The organism is Nonomuraea sp. NPDC050404 (assembly GCF_040655495.1).
GTDB lineage: Bacteria > Actinomycetota > Actinomycetes > Streptosporangiales > Streptosporangiaceae > Nonomuraea.
Genome location: NZ_JBFAKB010000039.1, coordinates 17346 through 35308 on the forward strand (window position 1 = coordinate 17346; position 17963 = coordinate 35308).

A 17963-nucleotide genomic window follows, 5' to 3' on the forward strand; every position below is an offset into this window, starting at 1 on the left:
GACTGATGAGATAACTATGTTGAACCCATGAGTTCAAATAAGCTGGACGGCCGGTTGCTGAGGACGATCGCCGTGGTCCTGCTCGGCGGGTTGCTGGGCATCCTCAACAGCACGATGGCCGCCGTGGCCACCGGAACGCTGGCCACGGCGTTCGACACCTCGCTGAGCACGATCGGCTGGGCGTCCACCGGGTTCCTGCTGGCCGTGACGGCCACGATCCCGTTCACGACCTGGGCCGTCGATCGGTACGGGGGCAAACGCCTGTGGGTGGCCGGGCTGGCCCTGTTCCTGGTGGGCTCGCTGGCCGCCGGGCTGGCCTGGGACGTGGGCAGCCTGATCGCCTTCCGGGTCGTGCAGGGGATCGGGGCCGGGCTGCTCGACCCGCTCGTCCTGATCCTGCTGGCCAGGGCCGCCGGGCCGCGCCGGGCCGGGCGGGTGATGGGCCTGATGGGCGTGGTGTTGTCGCTGGGGCCGGTGCTCGGGCCGATCGTCGGCGGCGCGCTGCTCGGCGCGCTGACGTGGCGGGCGATGTTCCTGTTCAGCGTGGTCGTGGGCGTCGTGGCGCTGGTTCTGGCCGTGCGCGTGATCCCGCCTGACGAGCCGGTGCCGACGGGCCCGTCCCGATTGGATGTCATCGGGCTGGCGCTGCTCGGGCCGGGGTTCGCGACCGTCGTGCTGGCGTTGTCGCAGGCGGCGGAGCAGGGGGCGTTCGTGGTGTGGCAGGTGCTGCTGCCGCTGGCCGCCGGGGCCGGGCTGCTGATCGGGTACGGCCTGCACGCCCGCCGCCCCGGCCCCCTGATCGACCTGCGCCTCTTCCGCAGCCGGAGCTTCAGCGCCAGCGTCACGATCATGGGACTCGGCGGCATGGGCCTGTACGCCGGCCTGTTCGCGCTGCCCCTGTACTACCAGCAGGCGCACGGGCACGGCGTGCTGGCCGCCGGGCTGCTCATGGCCCCGCTCGGGCTCGGCGGCGCCATCGCCATGCCGCTGGCAGGACGGCTGTCCGACCGGCTCGGCGCGCGCGGCCTGGCCTTCGGCGGCGCGATCGTGGCCGTGCTGAGCATGCTCGCGCTCACCCGGGCGGGCCGGGACACCCCCGAGGTGTGGCCGGCGCTGGCGGCGCTCACGTTCGGGCTGGGCAGTGGTTGCTTCAGCGCCCCCACCATGGGCTCGCTCTACCGCACCCTGCCCGAACCCATGGTGGCGCAGGGCAGTTCCGTGCTCTACATGCTCAACCAGCTCGGCGGGGCGCTCGGCGTCGCCCTCGTCACGCTCGTCGTCCAGACCGCCTCCGCCGACCCGATCGCCGGGCTGCGCGGGGTCTTCTGGCTCTCCGTCGTCTCCAACCTGGTCGTCCTGGCCCTCATCCCGCTCCTGCCCGGCAGGGGCCGTACGCCGGAGCCCGTGGCAGCGCATCCGGGCTAAATCGGTTGCGGGGGGTAGGTGGATTCTGGCGTCATAGATCACGTTCGGGATGTGACCGGGAGGAGGCGATACGAGATGACGTACAACGAGGTGACCGGAACCCGGCGTCCGCTCAGGATGTGGGCGCAGCCGGAGACGGTGGATCCGCAGGCGATGCAGCAGCTGCGCAACGTGGCGAACCTGGAGTGGGTGCACGGTGTCGCCGTCATGCCCGACGTGCACCACGGCAAGGGCGCGACGGTTGGCTCGGTCATCGCGATGCGCGACGCGGTCTCGCCGGCGGCGGTCGGCGTGGACATCGGCTGCGGGATGACGGCCATCAAGACGTCGTACAAGGCTTCGCAGCTCCCCGACAACCTGGCCTACCTGCGTAGCAAGCTCGAACAGGCCGTGCCGGTGGGGTTCGGCCACCACAAGCGCCCGGTCGATCCGGCCAAGGTGCACGGGCTGAAGACGGCCGGCTGGGCGGAGTTCTGGAAGGACTTCGACGAGCTGGACCCGGCCGTGCACGCGCGGCGCGAGCGGGCCGAGGTGCAGATGGGCACGCTCGGCGGCGGCAACCACTTCCTTGAGGTGTGCGCCGACGACGAGGGCGCCGTCTGGGTCGTCCTGCACTCGGGCTCGCGCAACATCGGCAAGGAACTGGCCGAGCACCACATCGGCGTCGCCCGCGGGCTGTCGCACAACCAGGGGCTGGTCGACCGGGACCTGGCGGTCTTCCTCGGCAGCACGCCGGAGATGGACGCCTACCGGCGCGACCTGTTCTGGGCCCAGGACTACGCGCGGCGCAACCGGTCGGTCATGATGGGCCTGGTCTGCGACGTGCTGCGGCGCCACCTGCCCGAGATCACCTTCGACCAGCCCATCTCCTGCCACCACAACTACGTGGCCGAGGAGCGGTACGACGGGGTGGACGTGCTCGTCACCAGGAAGGGCGCGATCCGGGCCGGCAGCGGCGACCTGGGCATCATCCCGGGCTCGATGGCCACCGGCACCTACATCGTCAAGGGCCTGGGCAACAGCGCGTCCTTCAACTCGGCCTCGCACGGGGCGGGGCGGAAGATGAGCCGCAACAAGGCCAAGAAGACGTTCACGGTCAAGGACCTGGAAGAGCAGACGGCGGGCGTGGAGTGCCGTAAGGACTCCGGGGTCGTCGATGAGATTCCGGGGGCGTACAAGGACCTGGAGTCGGTGATGGCCGCGCAGACGGACCTGGTGCAGGTGGTCGCGCACCTGCGGCAGCTCATCTGCATCAAGGGCTAGTACGAAGCCGCCTCCCGCGGTCGGGAGGCGGCTTCGACCTCAGCTACCGGCCGGCGGGTACGCCTCCGGGTTCGTCTTCGGGTCGGGCATCTTGTCCCAGCTCGGGTCGTCGATGACCTTGCAGGGGGCCACCTGGCCGGTGACGAGGTAGCCGCCGAACTGCCACAGGGCTCTGGGCTTGTCCGGGCCAGAGGTCCGGTCCTCGTTCTCGGTGAACTCCATGACGGCCGTCTGGCCTCGCTTGATGTGCCGCGGATCGATCCGGACCTCGCCGCGGCCCAGCTTGAACGCCTTGCCGTTCGGCGAGTTCTCGATCGCCTCCCTGATCCTCTTCTTGATCGCGGGGTCCTCGCTCGCCAGCTCCTCCTTGGAGAACGAGGGCCCGTCGGAGGTGTCCCCGCGGCCGGGCTTGCACCGGGTGCCGGGCTTGACGTAGGAGACGTCGGCGGTCAGGCCGAGCCGCGCCAGGTCCTTCTCCACCTGGGCGGGGTCCCGGAATTCGTTGATCTTCAGAGTGATCGTGCCGTCGGTGTTCCTGGTGACCGCGTGGGCCGGGGTCTCCGTACCGCTCAGGAACGGCACCGCCACGGCCGCCACGGCGGCGATCCCGGCCACCGCGACCCCGGTGAACAGGCGCCTCCGGACTCGCGTGCGGCGAGTCTGGTTGCGGGCCACGATCTCGGCTTTGAGCTCCATCAGGACGTGCTCCTTGTAGTTCATCGCATTCCTTCCAAGACGAAGGGAGCCATCTCCGGCACGTCCCTGAGCGTGCGGCGGGCGCGGTGCAGCCGGGCTCTGGCGGCGCCCTGCCGGATGCCCAGAGCGGTGGCCGCCTCGCTGACCGAGAGCTGGTCCATGACGACCAGTTCGAGCATCGCGCGATCACCGTCCGGCAGTCCGGCCATGGCCTCGAAGGCGCGCCTGGCCAGGCTCTCCGCGTCGATGCGTTCCTCCAGCTCGGCGAGGTCGTCGGAGTCGAGAGGTCTTCGCCCGCTGATGCGGTCGGCCAGCCTCGTCTCCTTGAACGCCCGCCGCCGCTCGGCCGAGAGGGTGTTGCGGGCCACGCCGTACAGCCACGCGATCTCGCTGCCGCGTCCCGGCCGGTAGGTGTGGGCGGAGTCGAGCACCGCGACGAAAACCTCTGCCACCAGGTCGGCGACCGTGTTCGGGTCGGCGACCCGGCGGGCGAGGAAGGAGGTGATCGCATCGACATGGCGCCGGTAGAACGCCTCGAAAGCGTCCGGGTCTGTGGCGATGTCCGCCTGTCTGCGACGCACCGGCCGTGCTCCTTTCGTCGATTACACCCCTTCTTGGTCACTGGCCGCCGCAACGTTATGGCACACAACAGGGTTAGCTTTAAGTAACCATTAGCTACGGTGGGTAGTGGCTGCTTTGGGTGATGCAACTGGCGGTTCGTATTCACGCCAAGGAGGTTCCGTGCGCACATCCGTACGCAGGATTGCCGTCACCACACTGATCGCCGCAGCCTTCGGCATGGCCGCGCCCGCTGTGGCGGCCCATGCGGTCATCGATCCGTCGAAGGCATCTGTTGTGGAGTCGCTGCAGAAGGTCGATCCCATTCTGATGGCCAACTGCACGACGGGTTCCGCCGGCAATCCCGTCGGTGCGGTCGCCGTCCCGCCCGAGATCCCGCTGGTGGGCTGCCTCACGCTCTAGAGGGGTCAATGGAGAGACCAGCGCGAGGGCGCGCTCGCGCTGGTCCGTCCGGTTACGTCGCCACGCAGAACCCGGTGGGGGTGCCCCTCGTGCTCACACTGACCACCCGGATCGCCGGGTTGAACGACCTGGAGTCGCGCGGCGGGAGCGCGAAGCTCGGGCTGCCTCCCACGCAGTACAACATGGAAGTGTTGTTGACGAACTCGTAGGCCCTGATGCCTCCGGGGAACGTCTTGCTCTGCCCGGCCGGAATCAGCTGGTCGGGATTGGCTCCCGGTGCTGTCGTGGTGATGCACAGGTAGTTGTACGGGCACAGCGGCGCCTGCGCCGTAGTGGCCTCGCTCGCGGTGGCGCCGGCCGTCGAGACAATGCCGGCCAGCAGGAATGCGGAGATGAGAGACGCGGGCCGTAACTTCCTCATGTTCGGCTCCTTTCGCTGGGAACGCGCCTGCCGGGGGACAGCCTGGCATCCGCCGGCTTCAGAACGGCGTCAGGCCGAGGTCCGTACGACCAGATCGGCCGGGAGCAGGACGGGGTCGGAGGGCCCGCCCTCGAACAGGCCCAGGAGGAGGTCCACCGTCGCGGTGGCCCAGTCGGTCATCGGGCTGTGGATGGTGGTCAGGGGTGGGGTGGTGTAGAGGGCGGCCTCTATGTCGTCGAAGCCGATCACCGCCACGTCGTCGGGCACCCTGCGGCCCGACTCGCGCAGGGTGCGCAGCGCGCCGATGGCCATCAGGTCGTTGGCGGCGAAGACGGCGTCCAGGCCGGGGTCGTCCTGGAGAAGCTGGCGCATGGCGTCGGCGCCGGAGACGCGGGTGAAGTCGCCGAGCGAGACGATCGAGCGGTGCCCCGTCTCGCGCATGGCCGTGGTGTAGCCGGTGAGGCGTTCCTGGGCGGCGATCATGTCCAGCGGGCCCGTGATCGTGGCCACGCGGCGCCTGCCCTGCCGCAGGAGATGGCGTACGGCCAGGTCGGCGCCGCCGAGGTTGTCGTTGTCCACGTAGGGGACGGCCGGGTTCGTACGGCCGAGCGAGACGAGCGGCAGCCCCTTGCGGGCGAGCGTGGCGGGCAGGGAGTCGGCGCCGTGCATGGAGACGAGCATGACGCCGTCCACGTGACCGGCCGCCACGTACTGGGCCACCCGGGCGCGGCTGTCCTCCGAGCCCGCCAGCATGAGGACCACCTGCTTGCCGGCCGCCTCCAGCTTCCTGCTGGCCTGGCGCACCACCGCGGAGAACATCGGGTCGTCGGAGACCAGGCCCTTGGGCGGGTCGGAGACGACGAGAGCCACGGCATTCGTCCGGCGGGTGGCCAGGTTGCGGGCGGCGGCGTGCGGGACGTAGCCGAGCTCCCTGACCGCCCGCAGCACGACCTCGCGGATGGACGGGGCCACGGTGGTGGCGCCGTTGATCACCCGGGAGACGCTGGATTTGGAGACGCCGGCGCGGGCGGCGACGGCTTCCAGGGTTGGCCGGTTCACGTCCCTCCTTGGGGATGGGATTGAGAGAGCGCTCCCCCAGAAGGGTGCGGGGCGGGGTGCTGGAGAGTCAAGAAGAGACCGATTTTCGGTGTTTCTTGGGGGATCGGGGGGTCGGTTCGCGGTGAAACCCGTTGTGGCTGGTGGCAGGCGCGGAGGGTGTGCGGGGAGTCGTTGAGAGAGCGCGTTCTTTGGCGTCAGGAAGGTTTCGGAGGGGTTAACGCGTGCCTTGACAGAGGTGCGGTACGCGAGCACGCTCCCTGTCAGGGAGCGCTCCCTCGAACCAGCCCCCCAGTTTGACGGAGACGTTGTGAGTCCACCCCGCCGCCTGGCGACGCTCGTCGCCCTCATGATCACTATGTCGCTGGTGTCGGTGCTGCCCGCCGGCGCCGCCGACACCCTGTTATCCCAGGGCAGACCGGCCACCGCCTCCTCCACCGAGAACGCCGTCGCCTTCCCCGCCTCCGCCGCCGTGGACGGCAACGCCGGCACCCGCTGGTCCAGCGCCTTCTCCGATCCGCAGTGGATCCAGGTGGACCTCGGCACGGGCGCGACCATCAGCCAGGTCGAGCTGAGCTGGGAGGCCGCGTACGCGACCGCCTTCCAGGTGCAGGCGTCGGCCAACGGCACGACCTGGACCAACCTCCACAACACCACCACCGGCGCCGGCGGCAACCAGACCCTGTCGGTGTCCGGCAGCGGCCGGTACGTGCGCGTCCTCGGCACCCAGCGGGCCACCCAGTACGGCTACAGCCTCTGGGAGTTCAAGGTCTACGGGACCGCGGGAAGCGGCGGAGGCGAGCGGCTGCTGTCCTACAACAAGCCCGGCGTCGCCTCCAGCTCCCAGCACGACGCCAACTGCTGGGAGTGCACCCCGGCCAGGGCGTTCGACCTGGATCCCGCCAGCAGATGGGCGACCGCGGCCTGGTCCGACCCGGGCTGGATCTACGTGGACCTGGGCGCGACCGCGCAGATCAGCAAGGTCGTGCTGCAGTGGGACCCGGCCTACGCCCGGTCCTTCCAGCTCCAGGTCTCCGGCGACGCCGCCAACTGGACGACCATCTACAACACCACCAGCGGCAGCGGGTTCAAGCAGACGCTGAACGTCAGCGGATCCGGCCGGTACGTGCGCATGTACGGCACCCAGCGGGCCGGCGCCTACGGCTACAGCCTCTGGGAGTTCCAGGTGTACGGCACCGGCGGCAACCCCACCACCCCGCCCACCCCGCCGAAGGACCCCGGCAACCCGCCGGCCCTGGTGTGGAGCGATGAGTTCAACGGCGCGGCCGGCAGCAAGCCCGACGCGGCCAAGTGGCGGGCCGACCCGGGCACCGGGCCGAACAACGAGCTGGAGTACTACACCAACCACGACAACGCCTCCATGAACGGCCAGGGACAGCTGGTGATGGAGGCGCGCAAGCAGGCCACGCCGGGCTCCTCCTGCCCGACCGACCCGCTGACCGGCAGCACCACCTGCCAGTACACCTCCGCCAGGATGAACACCGGCACGAAGTTCCACTTCACCTACGGCCGGGTCGAGGCCCGGATCAAGGTGCCCAAGGGCAACGGGCTCTGGCCGGCGTTCTGGATGATGGGGGCCGACTTCCTGACCGGGCGGCCGTGGCCGTACAACGGCGAGATCGACATCATGGAGGTACTCGGCAAGGACGTGAAGACGTCGTACTCGACCGTGCACGCGCCCGCGTACAACGGGGGCGGCGGGGTCGGCGGGCCGTACACGCTGCCGAACGGCGCCGACTACTCCGACGACTTCCACGTCTGGGCCGCCAACTGGGACAGCAGGGGCATCGTCTACACGCTCGACGGCCGGACGGTGTTCACGATCAGCAAGGACCAGGTGGAGCAGACGCGCGGCCCCTGGATCTTCGACCACCCCTTCTACATCATCCTCAACCTCGCGGTCGGCGGCGACTGGCCGGGGCCGCCGAACGCCGCGACGCCGTTCCCGTCCCGCATGCTCGTCGACTACGTGCGGGTCTACCAATGAAGTCGACTACGCGCGGGTCTACCAATGAAGGAGCCGCCATGCGGACCTTAGCCCTGTTCTCACTCCTGCTCGGCCTGTTCACCGTGGCCGCGCCGCGCCCGGCCGAAGCCCAGGTCGTACGGGTGGCGGAGTTCCTCGCCGACTGCCCGTTCAGCCACCGGCTGCCCGACGACCCGATCATCTTCCCCGGGCTGCCCGGCGCCTCGCACATGCACAGTTTCTTCGGCAGCCGCGTCACCAACGCCCACACCCAGCTCAACGACCTGCTGAACGGCGCCACGAACTGCAACCCGGCCGTGGACAAGTCGTCGTACTGGGTGCCGACCCTCTACCGGGACGGCGCTCCCGTGGAGCCGGCCATCGTCACCTTCTACTACCTCGGGGAAGGGGTGCGTGACGACATCATCGCCAGGATCCAGTCGTTGCCGCTCGGCCTGCGGATCGTGGCGGGCAACGCCAAGGCGACCGGGCCCGACAACACGACGATCTCCCGATGGTCCTGCCTGCACGCCGGGCACGTGGGTGCCTCCAAGGACTTCGTCAACTGCCCGTCCGGCACGATGCTGGAGTCCTATCTGGACTTCCCGCAGTGCTGGAACGGGCGGGACCTGGACTCCGCCGACCACAAGAGCCACATGGCCTACCCGGTGGCGGGACAGTGCCCGAGCACGCATCCCGTGGCGGTGCCGAAGTTGCGCCAGGTGATCCGCTATCCGGTGAGCGGCGACCCGTCGCGGTTCCGGCTGGCGTCCGGTGGCGGGTTCACGATGCACGGCGACTTCTTCAACGCCTGGCCGGCGGCGGAGATGGACCGCCGGGTGCGTGACTGCATCCGCCCGATCATCAAGTGCGGCGCCGACGGACGGCCGTCGTAGATCCCTCCGTCCCGGGCGGGCTTCGTGCTCCGCCCGGGACCTGTTCACGAAGGTGGTCGTGTTGCTGTCGCGATGGTGGTTCGCGCTCGTGTTGTCGGTGGCGGTCCTGCTCGGTTGCGCCGCCGAGCCGCCCCCCGCCCCTGAGCAGAAGTTCTCCACGACCGACGTGGCGTGGCTGCAGCTCGCCGACGCGCTGCACACTCGGGCGTTGCCGATGCTGGAGCTCGTGCCCGGCCGCGCCGGCCGCCCGCTGGCCGACCTGGCGGCACGGCTCGGCGCGGCGCACGAGGCCGGGCGCGGGCGGCTGCGCGCGCTGCTCGTACAGGCGAAGATCACCGGGGACAATCCGCACACCCTGCACGACATGCCGGGCATGCCCACGGCGCAGGAGCTGGAGGCGCTGGCGAAACTGCGGAAGGAAGCCTTCGACCGGCGCTTCGCCGAGTTGTTGCGGGCCTATCTGGAGCAGCTCGTGCTGGTGGCGAACGGGGAGCGGAGCTCGGGCGGCGCGCCCGAGGCGCGGGAGCTGGCCGCCGCGATGGCCCGCGATCACGCCGCCGAGCTGGCCGATCTGGAGCGGCTAGGTTGAGGGGATGGAGATCGGAGAGTTGCTGGGGGTGGGGCGCAGCGCCGACGTCTACGCGATCGGCGACGGGCGGGTGTTGCGCCGCTACCGGTACGAGATCGACGCCGGGCGCGAGGCGGCGGTCATGGCGTACGTGGCCGGCCACGGATATCCCGTGCCCGAGGTCTATCTCGACGAGAGCAGCGCCACCGACCTGGTGATGGGGCGGCTGAGCGGGCCGACGATGTTGCGGGCGCTGCTGGACGGGGAGATCGGGCTCGACGAGGGGGGCCGGATGCTCGCGCGGTTGTTGCGGCGGCTGCACGAGATCCCGGCCCGCGTGTCCGGCGACCCCGGTGACCGGATCCTGCACCTGGACCTGCATCCGGACAACGTGATGCTGACGCCGCACGGGCCCGTGGTGATCGACTGGTGCAACACCGGGGAGGGTCCGCCCGCGCGCGACTGCGGCCTGTCCGCGCTGATCGTCGCGGAGTCGGCGGTGAATGCCGAGCGTGCGCTCGCGGGGCAGGCGCGGGAGTTGCTCGTTGCGCTGATCACGGAGCTCGGCGACGAGCTGGACACCGGCGACGCGCTCGACTGGGCCAAGGCGCAGCGCCTGGCCAACCCGACGCTCAGCGAACGGGAACTGGCGCTGCTGGACGAGGCGGTGGCGCTGATCAGGCGGCTGCGGGCCTGAGGTCTGCGGGCCTGAGGTCTGCGGGCCTGAGGTCTGCGGGCCTGAGGTCTGCGGGCCTGAGGTCTGCGGGCCTGAGGTCTGCGGGCCTGAGATCTGCGGGCCTGAAGGCTGCGCGCCTGAGGTCAGTGCCAGGCGTCGCCGGCCGCCGCCTGCTCCGCATAGGTCTCGAACGACTTCGGCGGGCGGCCCGTCACCTCGTCCACCGTGTCCAGCACCGGCTGGTCGCCGAGGTCGCGCAGGGCACTGAACGCCTTGGCCGCCTGGATCGCCGCTCCCGAGAAGCCGTTGCCCGCGATGTAGTCCTCGTCGCCGCCCAGATAACGCACCTCGCGGCCGATCGAGCGGCTGATGATCGCCACGGCCTCCCCGAACGACAACGAGCCTGGCCCGGTGATCTCGTACGTCCGCCCGGCATGACCGTCCTCCGTCAGAGCGGCGGCGGCGACGGCCGCGATGTCGGTGGCGTCCACGAACGCCTGCCGGGTGTCGCCGAGCGGCAGCAGCACCTCGCCCGCGATGATCGCCGGTTGCAGGAAACCCTCGTCGAAGTTCTGGTTGAACCAGCTCGGCCGCAGGATCGTCCATGCCGCCCCGCTGCGCCGTACCGTGCGCTCGGCCGCCAGCAGGCGCTCGTCGCCCATGGCCTCGATGCCCCCGCTCGACAGCAGCACCACGCGCTCGACGCCGCGCTCCACGGCCAGCGACACGAACCCCGGATCGACGGGCGTGCCGTCGGGGGCCATCAGGTAGACGGCCGACGCGCCGGACACGGCGGCCTCCCACGTACCCCGATCGGACCAGTCGAACGTGGTCTCACCGCTTCTGGAGGCGGCACGCACGTCATGGCCGGCGGCCCGCAGCGCCTCCGTCACGCGGCGGCCGGTGGAACCCGTGGCGCCAAGAACGAGGATCATGCTGTCTGACATGCCCTGAGGCAAGCAAAGGACACCGAAATCGGGTGGCTTACTCCGTCCAGGCCGCCGTGGTCGCGAGGCGTTCGTGCCACAACTTCTCCCCGCCGCCGCCCGGCTCCCAGCGGGCGCAGAAGCCGATCAGGTCACGGCAGCGCGCCACCATGGCCGCCTGCCGTTCCGGCCAGCCGGGCACCGGATCGCCGTAGGCGGCGAAGAAGTGCGGCAGCAGCGGGACGTGCTCGGGGTGGTGCGAGCGTACGATCCACTCCGTCCAGGCCAGGTCCTCGATCGGCCGGCCCGGGTGGGCCCACTCCCAGTCGAGGATCGCGGCCGTCTCGAACGTGTCCGGGTCGAACAACATGTTCTGCGGGCCGTAGTCGCCGTGCACGATGCCGAGCCGGTGGATGCGGGCCAGCATGCGCCCGCACTCGGTCAGCACCTCCACCGCCCGCCCGTCGTCGAGCAGGTCCTGCCCGTGGGAGCCGTCCACGAAAGTGGTGGTCAGGCTCGTGGAGGTGACCTGGTGGACGCGGGGGACCGGGAGACGGCCACGCAACCGGCGCAGGTATCTGCTCTCCGTGCTCAGCCTGAACGCCGCCTCCGGACCTTCGTAACACTTCACGACCAGGGCGCCGTCGCCGACTGTGCTGTTGGTGTACCCGTGCTTCACAAGGGACGATTCTGGCGTACTCGGACGCGTGCCGGGCGCCTTGGCGCGCCATCCGAGTGGCTCCGATACACGATGTAAGGACGGAACAAATAGCCCAACGGGGCGGAAAGTGCATGCACCAAGCGGCTGAACGGGAAGAGTACGAACAGCGCCATCCCGATCAGGGTGTGCAGTTTGTAAAGGATGCTCGCGTGTCCCATCGCCTCCGCGTCGGGCCGCAACATGAAGACGCCACGGAACCAGGGCGCGACCGTGGTCCGGTAGCTGACCTCGCTCGGCACGAACCCCGCCACCGTCGTCACCACGCCCGCCACGATCGAGGCGGCCAGCACCAGGTACATCACCTTGTCGTTGACCGTGGTCGCCAGGAACACCGGGCCGTTGGTGCGCCGCCGGTAGATCAGCAGCACCAGCGCCACCAGGGTGGCCACCCCCGCCAGGCCGCCCCAGACCAGCGCGTTGGCGTGGTAAGCCTCGTTGGACACGCCGACGGCGTCGGTCCAGGAGATCGGGATGAGCAGGCCCGTCACGTGCCCAACGATCACGAAGATCAGCGCGTAGTGGAACAGCGGGCTGGCCACGCGCAGCAGCGGGCTCTCGTAGAGCTGGGAGGAGCGGGTGGTCCAGCCGAACTTGTCGTACCTGTAGCGCCAGATCAGCCCACCCACGAAGATCACCAGCGTGACGTACGGGGCGATCACCCAGAGCAGGCTCTCCGCCCAGCTCATCGGCCCACGCTCTCGGCCGGCGGCCCGGCGGCGGCCAGGCGCTCGGCCTTCGCGCGGTCGGCCGCCGAGATCGGCGGCAGGTTCGCGCAGAGCGTGCCGATCACGAGCCGGTACGGCGACCCGCCCTCGGTCAGGGCGGCGAGCAGCAGCTCCAGCCCGGCCCTGTGCTCGGCGAGCAGGGCGGTCCCCGTGGGGTCGAGGGCGGCGAACTCCAGCATCACCGGCAGGAAGTCGGGCAGCTCGTCCTCCATCAGCTCCCAGCCCGCGGCGCGGTAGCGGCCCTTCAGCGCGGCCAGTGACTCGCCGCGGCGGCGGGTGTCGCCGTCGGTGTAGTAGGTCAGGTACAGGCAGCAGCGCCGCTGCAGGTCGAACGTCTCGACGTAGTGGGCGGCCAGTTCGCCGGGGCCGAGGGCGGTGACGGCGCACAGGAACGTGCCGAAGTGCGGCTCGGCGGCCTGCCTGATCAGGTCGAGCCGGCGCCAGAAACGTTCGTCGGGGTAGGCGAGCAGGTGGGCGGCGGCCTGCCAGATGACTTTGCTCACGAGTTCCTCCGTTTGGGCGGGAACAGGCCGGCGGGGGTGCCGCGGCCGTCCCAGTTGAGGAGGTTCACCCGGTCTCGGGTGACCTCGTCGCTGGTCTGGCGCTCCTTGAGCCCGTGGAAGTTCTCGATCGAGACCGGCACGGGACGGCCCGACGCCTCGCCGAACGGGCCCTGCATGCCCGGCCCGCCGTCGTAGTCGAGGCTGCAGCCGCCCTCCTCCACAACGCCGGGGACGTTGCCGTACGCGGTCGGGATCACGTAGCGATCCTCGTACTTGGCCAGGGCCAGCAGCCGGTACATGGCCCGCAGGTCCTCCTCCGACATCCCCACGTCGGGCAGCACCGGCTGTTCGCCGAGGTTGACCGCCCGCATGTAGGACCGCATCGCGGCCAGGCGGCGCAGCGCGGCCGTCACGGGCGCCGGGTCGCCGGCGGTGAACAACTCGGCGAGGTAGTCGATGGGGATGCGCAGCGACTCGATGGCGGCGAACAGGTTCGTGGCGTCCTCGCCGTCGTGGCCGGTGGTGGACAGGGCGTCCACGACCGGGGAGAGCGGTGGCACGTACCAGACCATCGGCAGCGTGCGGTACTCCGGGTGCAGCGGCAGCGCTATGCGATATTTCTTGATCAGGTCATAGATGGGCGATCTGCGGGCGGCCTCCAGCCACTCCGTGGGCAGCCCGGCCGTCTCGGCGGCCGGGGAGTGCGGGTCGACGAACAGGTCGAGCTGCGCCTCGTACAGGTCGCGCTCGTCGCTCACCGAGGCGGCCTCCGTGACGCGGTCGGCGTCGTACAGCAGCACGCCGAGGTAGCGCAGCCGTCCCACGCAGGTCTCGGAGCAGACCGTCGGCAGGCCCACCTCGATGCGCGGGTAGCAGAACGTGCACTTCTCGGCCTTGCCGGTCTTGTGGTTGAAATACACCTTCTTGTACGGACATCCCGTCACGCACATCCGCCAGCCCCGGCACCGATCCTGGTCCACCAGCACGATGCCGTCCTCGGCCCGCTTGTACATGGCGCCGGACGGGCAGGAGGCCACGCAGGACGGGTTGAGGCAGTGCTCGCAGATGCGCGGCAGGTAGAACATGTACGCCTGCTCGAACTCCAGCCGCACCTGATCCGACACCTTCGCCAGCACCGGGTCGGGGCTGGGGTCCCCGCCGAGGTTGTCGTCCCAGTTCGCGCTCCAGCCGATCTTCATCGGCTCGTTGCTGATCAGGGACCTGGGCGCGGCGACGGGCACGTCGTCGGTGAGCGGGGCGTTGGTGAGGTTGGCGTAGTCGTAGGTCCAGGGCTCGTAGTAGTCCTGGAGTGAGGGCATGAGCGGGTTGGCGAAGATGGTCAGCAACTTGCGCAGGCGTCCGCCGGCCCTGGGCTTGAGCCTGCCGTTGCGGGTCAGCCGCCAGCCGCCCCGCCAGCGTTCCTGGTCCTCGTAGCGGCGGGGATAGCCCTGGCCCGGCCGGGTTTCGACGTTGTTGAACCAGACGTACTCCACACCCGGCCGGTTGGTCCAGGTCTGTTTGCAGGTGACCGAGCAGGTGTGGCAGCCGATGCACTTGTCCAGGTTCATCACCATGGCGATCTGGGCCATGATCTTCATCAGTACCGCACCTCCTGTGACCTGCGCCGGATGGTGGTGATCTCGTCGCGCTGGTTGCCGGTGGGGCCCAGGTAGTTGAAGGCGTACGAGAGCTGGGCGTGTCCGCCGATCATGTGGGTCGGCTTGATCAGTACCCTGGTCAGCGCGTTGTGGATGCCGCCACGGTGACCGGTGGCCTCCGACTTGGGCACGTCGATCAGGCGATCCTGGGCGTGGTACATGTAGACCGTGCCCTTGGGCATGCGGTGCGAGACGATCGCCCTGGCCACGACCACGCCGTTGCGGTTGACCGCCTCCACCCAGTCGTTGTCGGCGATCCCCAGCCCGGCGGCGTCCTCGGTGGACATCCAGATCGTGGGACCTCCTCTGGACAGGGACAACATCAGCAGGTTGTCCTGGTACTCGGAGTGGATCGACCACTTGCTGTGCGGGGTGAGGTAACGCAGGGTGCCGCTCTCGCCGAACAGCGCGGCCAGGTCGAGCGGCGGGCGGTAGATCGGCAGCGCCTCGCCGTACTCGTGCATCCACTCGTGGTCGAGGAAGAAGTGCATGCGGCCGGTCAGCGTGTGCCAGGGCTTGTCGTGCTCGACGTTGATCGTGAACGGGGAGTAGCGGCGCTCGTGCGACTCCTTGCCCGACCATTCGGGGCTGGCGGCCACGTGCACCGGCCTGGCCTGGGTGTCGCCGAAGACGATGCGGTGGTCCTCGTTCGCCAGGCCCTCGAAGCTCATGCCCGTACGCTGTTCGAGCTGGCGGAAGCCCTGCACGGCCAGCCTGCCGTTGCTCACGCCCGACAGCGCCAGGATCGTCTCGCACGCCTTGGCGGCGGTGTCCAGCTCCGGTCTGCCCTTGGCCGTGCCGCGCGGCACCAGGCCGCAGCGCTCGCCCAGCCAGGCCACCTCCTTGTCCGGCAGGAACGTCACACCCTTGACCGGGATGCCCAGCTTCTCCGTGAGCGGGCCCAGCGCGGCCAGCTTCTCCGCCGTGGCGGGGTAGTCGCGCTCCACCACCTTCAGCGCCGGGCCGCCGCCGCCCGCGATCTCGGTGGGCGTGTCGTGCTGGTGCGCCACCGCCACGACGTCCCTGCGCACGCCGAGGTGGTCCTTGGCCAGGGCGCTGAAGGAGCGGGCGATGGCGTGGAAGGTCGCGAAGTCCGTCCTGGTCTCCCAGGGCGGGTTGATGGCCGCGTTGAAGGCGTGCACGAAGGGGTGCATGTCGGTGGTGTTGAGGTCGTACTTCTCGTACCAGGTGGCGGCCGGCAGCACGACGTCGGAGAAGACCGTGGAACTGGTCATCCTGAAGTCCAGGGTCACCAGGAGGTCCAGCTTGCCGCGTGGCGCCCTCGGGTCGGGGTTGGGCAGGTTGGACTTCGTGCCCAGGAGGTGGTGCAGGAAGTACTCGTTGCCCTTGGCGGAGGAGCCCAGCAGGTTCGAGCGCCACAGGGTGAGCACGCGGGGCCAGTTGCGCGGGTCGTCCGGGTCCTCGGCCGCGTGCCGCAGCCTGCCCGATTCGAGCTCTTCGCGGGTGTACGCGATCGGGTCCTCGGCGTCGCCCAGCTCCAGGGGGTTGCGGTCGAAGGCGGGCGACATGGGCATCCAGCCGTTGCGGATCGACTCCGTCACCAGGTCGGCGGTGTGCTTGCCGCGAAAGGCGCCCTTGGCCAGCGGGCTGGTCAGCTCACTGGCGTCGAAGTGGTCGTAGCGCCACTGGTCGGTGTGCAGGTACCAGAACGGGGTGCCGGGGACCTGTCTGGGCGGCCTTGACCAGTCGAGCGCGCCCGCCAGCAGGGCCCATCCCGACTGGGGGCGGCACTTCTCCTGGCCGACGTAGTGCGCCCAGCCGCCGCCGTTGCGGCCCTGGCAGCCGGTCAACAGCAGGAGCGACAGGAACGCCCGGTAGATCGTGTCGCCGTGGAACCACTGGGTGGTGCCCGCACCAAGGATGATCATGCATCGGCCCTTGGTGGCCTCGGCCGTCCTGGCGAACTCCCTGACGATCTTGACCGCCCGGTCCGCCGGGACGCCGGTGATGGGCTCCTGCCAGGCGGGGGTGTAGGGCTGGGCGGGGTCGTCGTGCGGCCAGGTGCCGGGCAGGCCGGGGCGGTGCACGCCGTACTGGGCCAGGAGGAGGTCGTAGACGGTGGTGACCGGTTTGCCGGCGATCCAGGTGATCGGGACGCCTCTGCGTAGATGGTCGCCGGTGTCGAAGCGGGGGAGCAGGACCTCGGCGTGGTCGCCGCCGTACAGGGTGAGTCTGGGGTCGGTGGTGAGGTTCAGGTTCCAGCGGCCCTTGCCGGAGTCGGTCCAGCGGAAGCCGACGGAGCCGTTCGGCACGACCGGCTCGCCGTCGCGGGACATGAGCACGGTCTTCCACTCGGCGGCCTCCTCCTGCGAGCCGAGGTCTTTTGCCGTGAGGAACCTGCCCGGCACGTACGCGCCGTCCCGTTCTTCGAGCGTGACCAGGAACGGCAGGTCGGTGTAGCGCTTGACGTAGTCGGTGAAGTACGGGGTCGCGCGCTCGACGAAGAACTCCTTCAGCAGCACGTGCCCCATCGCCATGGCCAGCGCCCCGTCCGTGCCCGGCCGCACGGCCAGGAACTCGTCGGCGAACTTGGCCGCGTCGCTGTAGTCCGGGGAGACCACCACCACCTTCTGGCCCCGGTAGCGCGCCTCGGCCATCCAGTGGGCGTCGGGGGTGCGGGTGACGGGGACGTTGGAGCCCCACATCATCAGGTACGCCGCGTCCCACCAGTCCGCCGACTCCGGCACGTCGGTCTGGTCGCCGAAGACCTGGGGGGAGGCGACCGGGAGGTCGGCGTACCAGTCGTAGAAGGAGATCATGGTGCCGCCGATCAGCGACACGAACCTGGCGCCGGTGGCGTGGGAGACCATGGACATGGCCGGGATGGGGGAGAATCCGGCGATCCGGTCGGGGCCGTAGGTCTTGATGGTGTGCACGTGGGCGGCGGCCACCATCTCGGTGGCCAGCTCCCAGGAGACGCGGACGAGTCCGCCGTGGCCCCTGGCGCTCTGGTACCTTTCCCGCTTTTCCGGATTTGTCGTGATTTCTGCCCAGGCGGCCACCGGGTCGCCGAGGCGCTGCTTCTCCTCGGCGTACATCTGGACCAGGACGCCCCTGGCGTACGGGTAGCGGATCCGGGTCGGCGAGTAGGTGTACCAGGAGAAGGCGGCGCCGCGCGGGCAGCCGCGCGGTTCGTACTCGGGACGGTCGGGGCCGACGCTCGGGTAGTCGGTCTCCTGCGTCTCCCAGGTGATGATGCCGTCCTTGACGTACACCTTCCACGAGCACGAACCCGTGCAGTTCACGCCATGGGTGGATCTGACCACCTTGTCGTGGCTCCAGCGGTCACGGTAGAAGGCGTCGCCCTCCGTGCCGCCCTTGATGAACAGGGTGTGCAGGTCGCCGCTGGTAGTTGACCGGCGAAGGAAGCGGCCGGTCTTGAGCAGGAGGTCCTCGGCGGTCATACCCCCACTTCATCACAGAAGGTGACCCTCTGTTAC

The 17963-nt window shown here is 69.7% G+C and carries 17 protein-coding genes; 7 read left to right on the plus strand and 10 right to left on the minus strand.

The genetic code is table 11. The features are described 5' to 3' along the window. The first annotated feature begins 27 nt into the window (after positions 1 to 27). Positions 28 to 1425, plus strand: a complete 1398-nt coding sequence (locus tag AB0I81_RS56530) for a DHA2 family efflux MFS transporter permease subunit (RefSeq protein ID WP_360677340.1) — start codon at positions 28 to 30, stop codon at positions 1423 to 1425. A 75-nt stretch (positions 1426 to 1500) separates the two neighbouring features. Next, positions 1501 to 2688, plus strand: coding sequence for an RtcB family protein (locus AB0I81_RS56535; protein WP_360677342.1), 1188 nt, complete (start codon positions 1501 to 1503; stop codon positions 2686 to 2688). Positions 2689 to 2727: 39 nt separating this feature from the next. On the opposite strand, the gene AB0I81_RS56540 is transcribed toward AB0I81_RS56535, so the two are convergent. Both AB0I81_RS56540 and AB0I81_RS56545 read right to left on the minus strand, forming a co-directional pair. Then, a complete protein-coding gene (locus AB0I81_RS56540; RefSeq protein ID WP_360677344.1) occupies positions 2728 to 3408 on the minus strand; it encodes a hypothetical protein in 681 nt (226 codons plus the stop codon). Then, positions 3405 to 3965: an RNA polymerase sigma factor gene (locus tag AB0I81_RS56545; protein WP_360677346.1), complete on the minus strand. Its 561-nt coding sequence runs from the start codon at positions 3963 to 3965 to the stop codon at positions 3405 to 3407. Before AB0I81_RS56545 ends, AB0I81_RS56540 begins: the two co-directional genes overlap by 4 nt. Positions 3966 to 4125: 160 nt before the next feature. Here AB0I81_RS56545 and AB0I81_RS56550 point away from each other — a divergent pair, with 160 nt between their 5' ends. Then, positions 4126 to 4365, plus strand: a complete 240-nt coding sequence (locus tag AB0I81_RS56550; protein ID WP_360677348.1) for a hypothetical protein — start codon at positions 4126 to 4128, stop codon at positions 4363 to 4365. A 52-nt stretch (positions 4366 to 4417) separates the two neighbouring features. On the opposite strand, the gene AB0I81_RS56555 is transcribed toward AB0I81_RS56550, so the two are convergent. Next, positions 4418 to 4786: a hypothetical protein gene (locus AB0I81_RS56555; RefSeq protein ID WP_360677350.1), complete on the minus strand. Its 369-nt coding sequence runs from the start codon at positions 4784 to 4786 to the stop codon at positions 4418 to 4420. Positions 4787 to 4855: 69 nt separating this feature from the next. After that, the gene (locus tag AB0I81_RS56560) at positions 4856 to 5845 is read right to left on the minus strand and encodes a LacI family DNA-binding transcriptional regulator (RefSeq protein ID WP_360677352.1); all 990 of its coding nucleotides are present in this window, start codon (positions 5843 to 5845) and stop codon (positions 4856 to 4858) included. 307 nt (positions 5846 to 6152) lie between these two features. Here AB0I81_RS56560 and AB0I81_RS56565 point away from each other — a divergent pair, with 307 nt between their 5' ends. The 4 genes from AB0I81_RS56565 to AB0I81_RS56580 all read left to right on the plus strand — a co-directional run bounded on the left by AB0I81_RS56565 (position 6153) and on the right by AB0I81_RS56580 (position 9990). Beyond that, entirely contained in the window at positions 6153 to 7850 is a 1698-nt protein-coding gene (locus AB0I81_RS56565; RefSeq protein ID WP_360677354.1) for a discoidin domain-containing protein, read from the plus strand. 38 nt (positions 7851 to 7888) lie between these two features. Next, entirely contained in the window at positions 7889 to 8725 is an 837-nt protein-coding gene (locus tag AB0I81_RS56570) for a DUF1996 domain-containing protein (protein WP_360677356.1), read from the plus strand. A 61-nt stretch (positions 8726 to 8786) separates the two neighbouring features. Continuing rightward, on the plus strand, positions 8787 to 9314 hold the full coding sequence (locus AB0I81_RS56575) for a DUF305 domain-containing protein (protein ID WP_360677358.1): 528 nt from the start codon (positions 8787 to 8789) through the stop codon (positions 9312 to 9314). Positions 9315 to 9318: 4 nt separating this feature from the next. Continuing rightward, complete coding sequence (locus tag AB0I81_RS56580; protein ID WP_360677360.1) at positions 9319 to 9990, plus strand: phosphotransferase; 672 nt, start codon at positions 9319 to 9321, stop codon at positions 9988 to 9990. A 122-nt stretch (positions 9991 to 10112) separates the two neighbouring features. Here the strand turns inward: AB0I81_RS56580 and AB0I81_RS56585 are convergent, their stop codons facing one another. From AB0I81_RS56585 to AB0I81_RS56610, 6 genes are read right to left on the minus strand one after another with little or no spacing between them, the layout of a single operon-like run. Continuing rightward, positions 10113 to 10904 (minus strand): NAD(P)H-binding protein, encoded by a 792-nt coding sequence (locus AB0I81_RS56585; RefSeq protein ID WP_360677362.1) that lies wholly within the window; start codon positions 10902 to 10904, stop codon positions 10113 to 10115. A 49-nt stretch (positions 10905 to 10953) separates the two neighbouring features. Beyond that, on the minus strand, positions 10954 to 11574 hold the full coding sequence (locus AB0I81_RS56590; protein WP_360677364.1) for a phosphotransferase: 621 nt from the start codon (positions 11572 to 11574) through the stop codon (positions 10954 to 10956). Beyond that, positions 11571 to 12302 carry a respiratory nitrate reductase subunit gamma gene (narI, locus tag AB0I81_RS56595; RefSeq protein ID WP_360677366.1) on the minus strand — a complete coding sequence of 244 codons (732 nt, stop codon included), beginning with the start codon at positions 12300 to 12302 and terminating at the stop codon, positions 11571 to 11573. The genes AB0I81_RS56590 and narI overlap by 4 nt, the downstream gene beginning before the upstream one ends. Next, entirely contained in the window at positions 12299 to 12844 is a 546-nt protein-coding gene (gene narJ / locus AB0I81_RS56600) for a nitrate reductase molybdenum cofactor assembly chaperone (RefSeq protein ID WP_360677368.1), read from the minus strand. Before narJ ends, narI begins: the two co-directional genes overlap by 4 nt. Next, positions 12841 to 14442: a nitrate reductase subunit beta gene (gene narH, locus AB0I81_RS56605; protein WP_360677370.1), complete on the minus strand. Its 1602-nt coding sequence runs from the start codon at positions 14440 to 14442 to the stop codon at positions 12841 to 12843. The genes narJ and narH overlap by 4 nt, the downstream gene beginning before the upstream one ends. Next, positions 14442 to 17927, minus strand: coding sequence for a nitrate reductase subunit alpha (locus tag AB0I81_RS56610; RefSeq protein ID WP_360677372.1), 3486 nt, complete (start codon positions 17925 to 17927; stop codon positions 14442 to 14444). The genes narH and AB0I81_RS56610 overlap by 1 nt, the downstream gene beginning before the upstream one ends. Positions 17928 to 17963: the final 36 nt, after the last annotated feature.

Coding starts and splice junctions, on each gene's coding strand:
- AB0I81_RS56530 (WP_360677340.1), top strand. CDS start 28: ATGAGTTCAAATAAGCTGGACGGCCGGTTGCTGAGGACGATCGCCGTG.
- AB0I81_RS56535 (WP_360677342.1), top strand. CDS start 1,501: ATGACGTACAACGAGGTGACCGGAACCCGGCGTCCGCTCAGGATGTGG.
- AB0I81_RS56540 (WP_360677344.1), bottom strand. CDS start 3,408: ATGAACTACAAGGAGCACGTCCTGATGGAGCTCAAAGCCGAGATCGTG.
- AB0I81_RS56555 (WP_360677350.1), bottom strand. CDS start 4,786: ATGAGGAAGTTACGGCCCGCGTCTCTCATCTCCGCATTCCTGCTGGCC.
- AB0I81_RS56570 (WP_360677356.1), top strand. CDS start 7,889: ATGCGGACCTTAGCCCTGTTCTCACTCCTGCTCGGCCTGTTCACCGTG.
- AB0I81_RS56580 (WP_360677360.1), top strand. CDS start 9,319: ATGGAGATCGGAGAGTTGCTGGGGGTGGGGCGCAGCGCCGACGTCTAC.
- AB0I81_RS56585 (WP_360677362.1), bottom strand. CDS start 10,904: ATGATCCTCGTTCTTGGCGCCACGGGTTCCACCGGCCGCCGCGTGACG.
- narI (WP_360677366.1), bottom strand. CDS start 12,302: ATGAGCTGGGCGGAGAGCCTGCTCTGGGTGATCGCCCCGTACGTCACG.
- narH (WP_360677370.1), bottom strand. CDS start 14,442: ATGAAGATCATGGCCCAGATCGCCATGGTGATGAACCTGGACAAGTGC.
- AB0I81_RS56610 (WP_360677372.1), bottom strand. CDS start 17,927: ATGACCGCCGAGGACCTCCTGCTCAAGACCGGCCGCTTCCTTCGCCGG.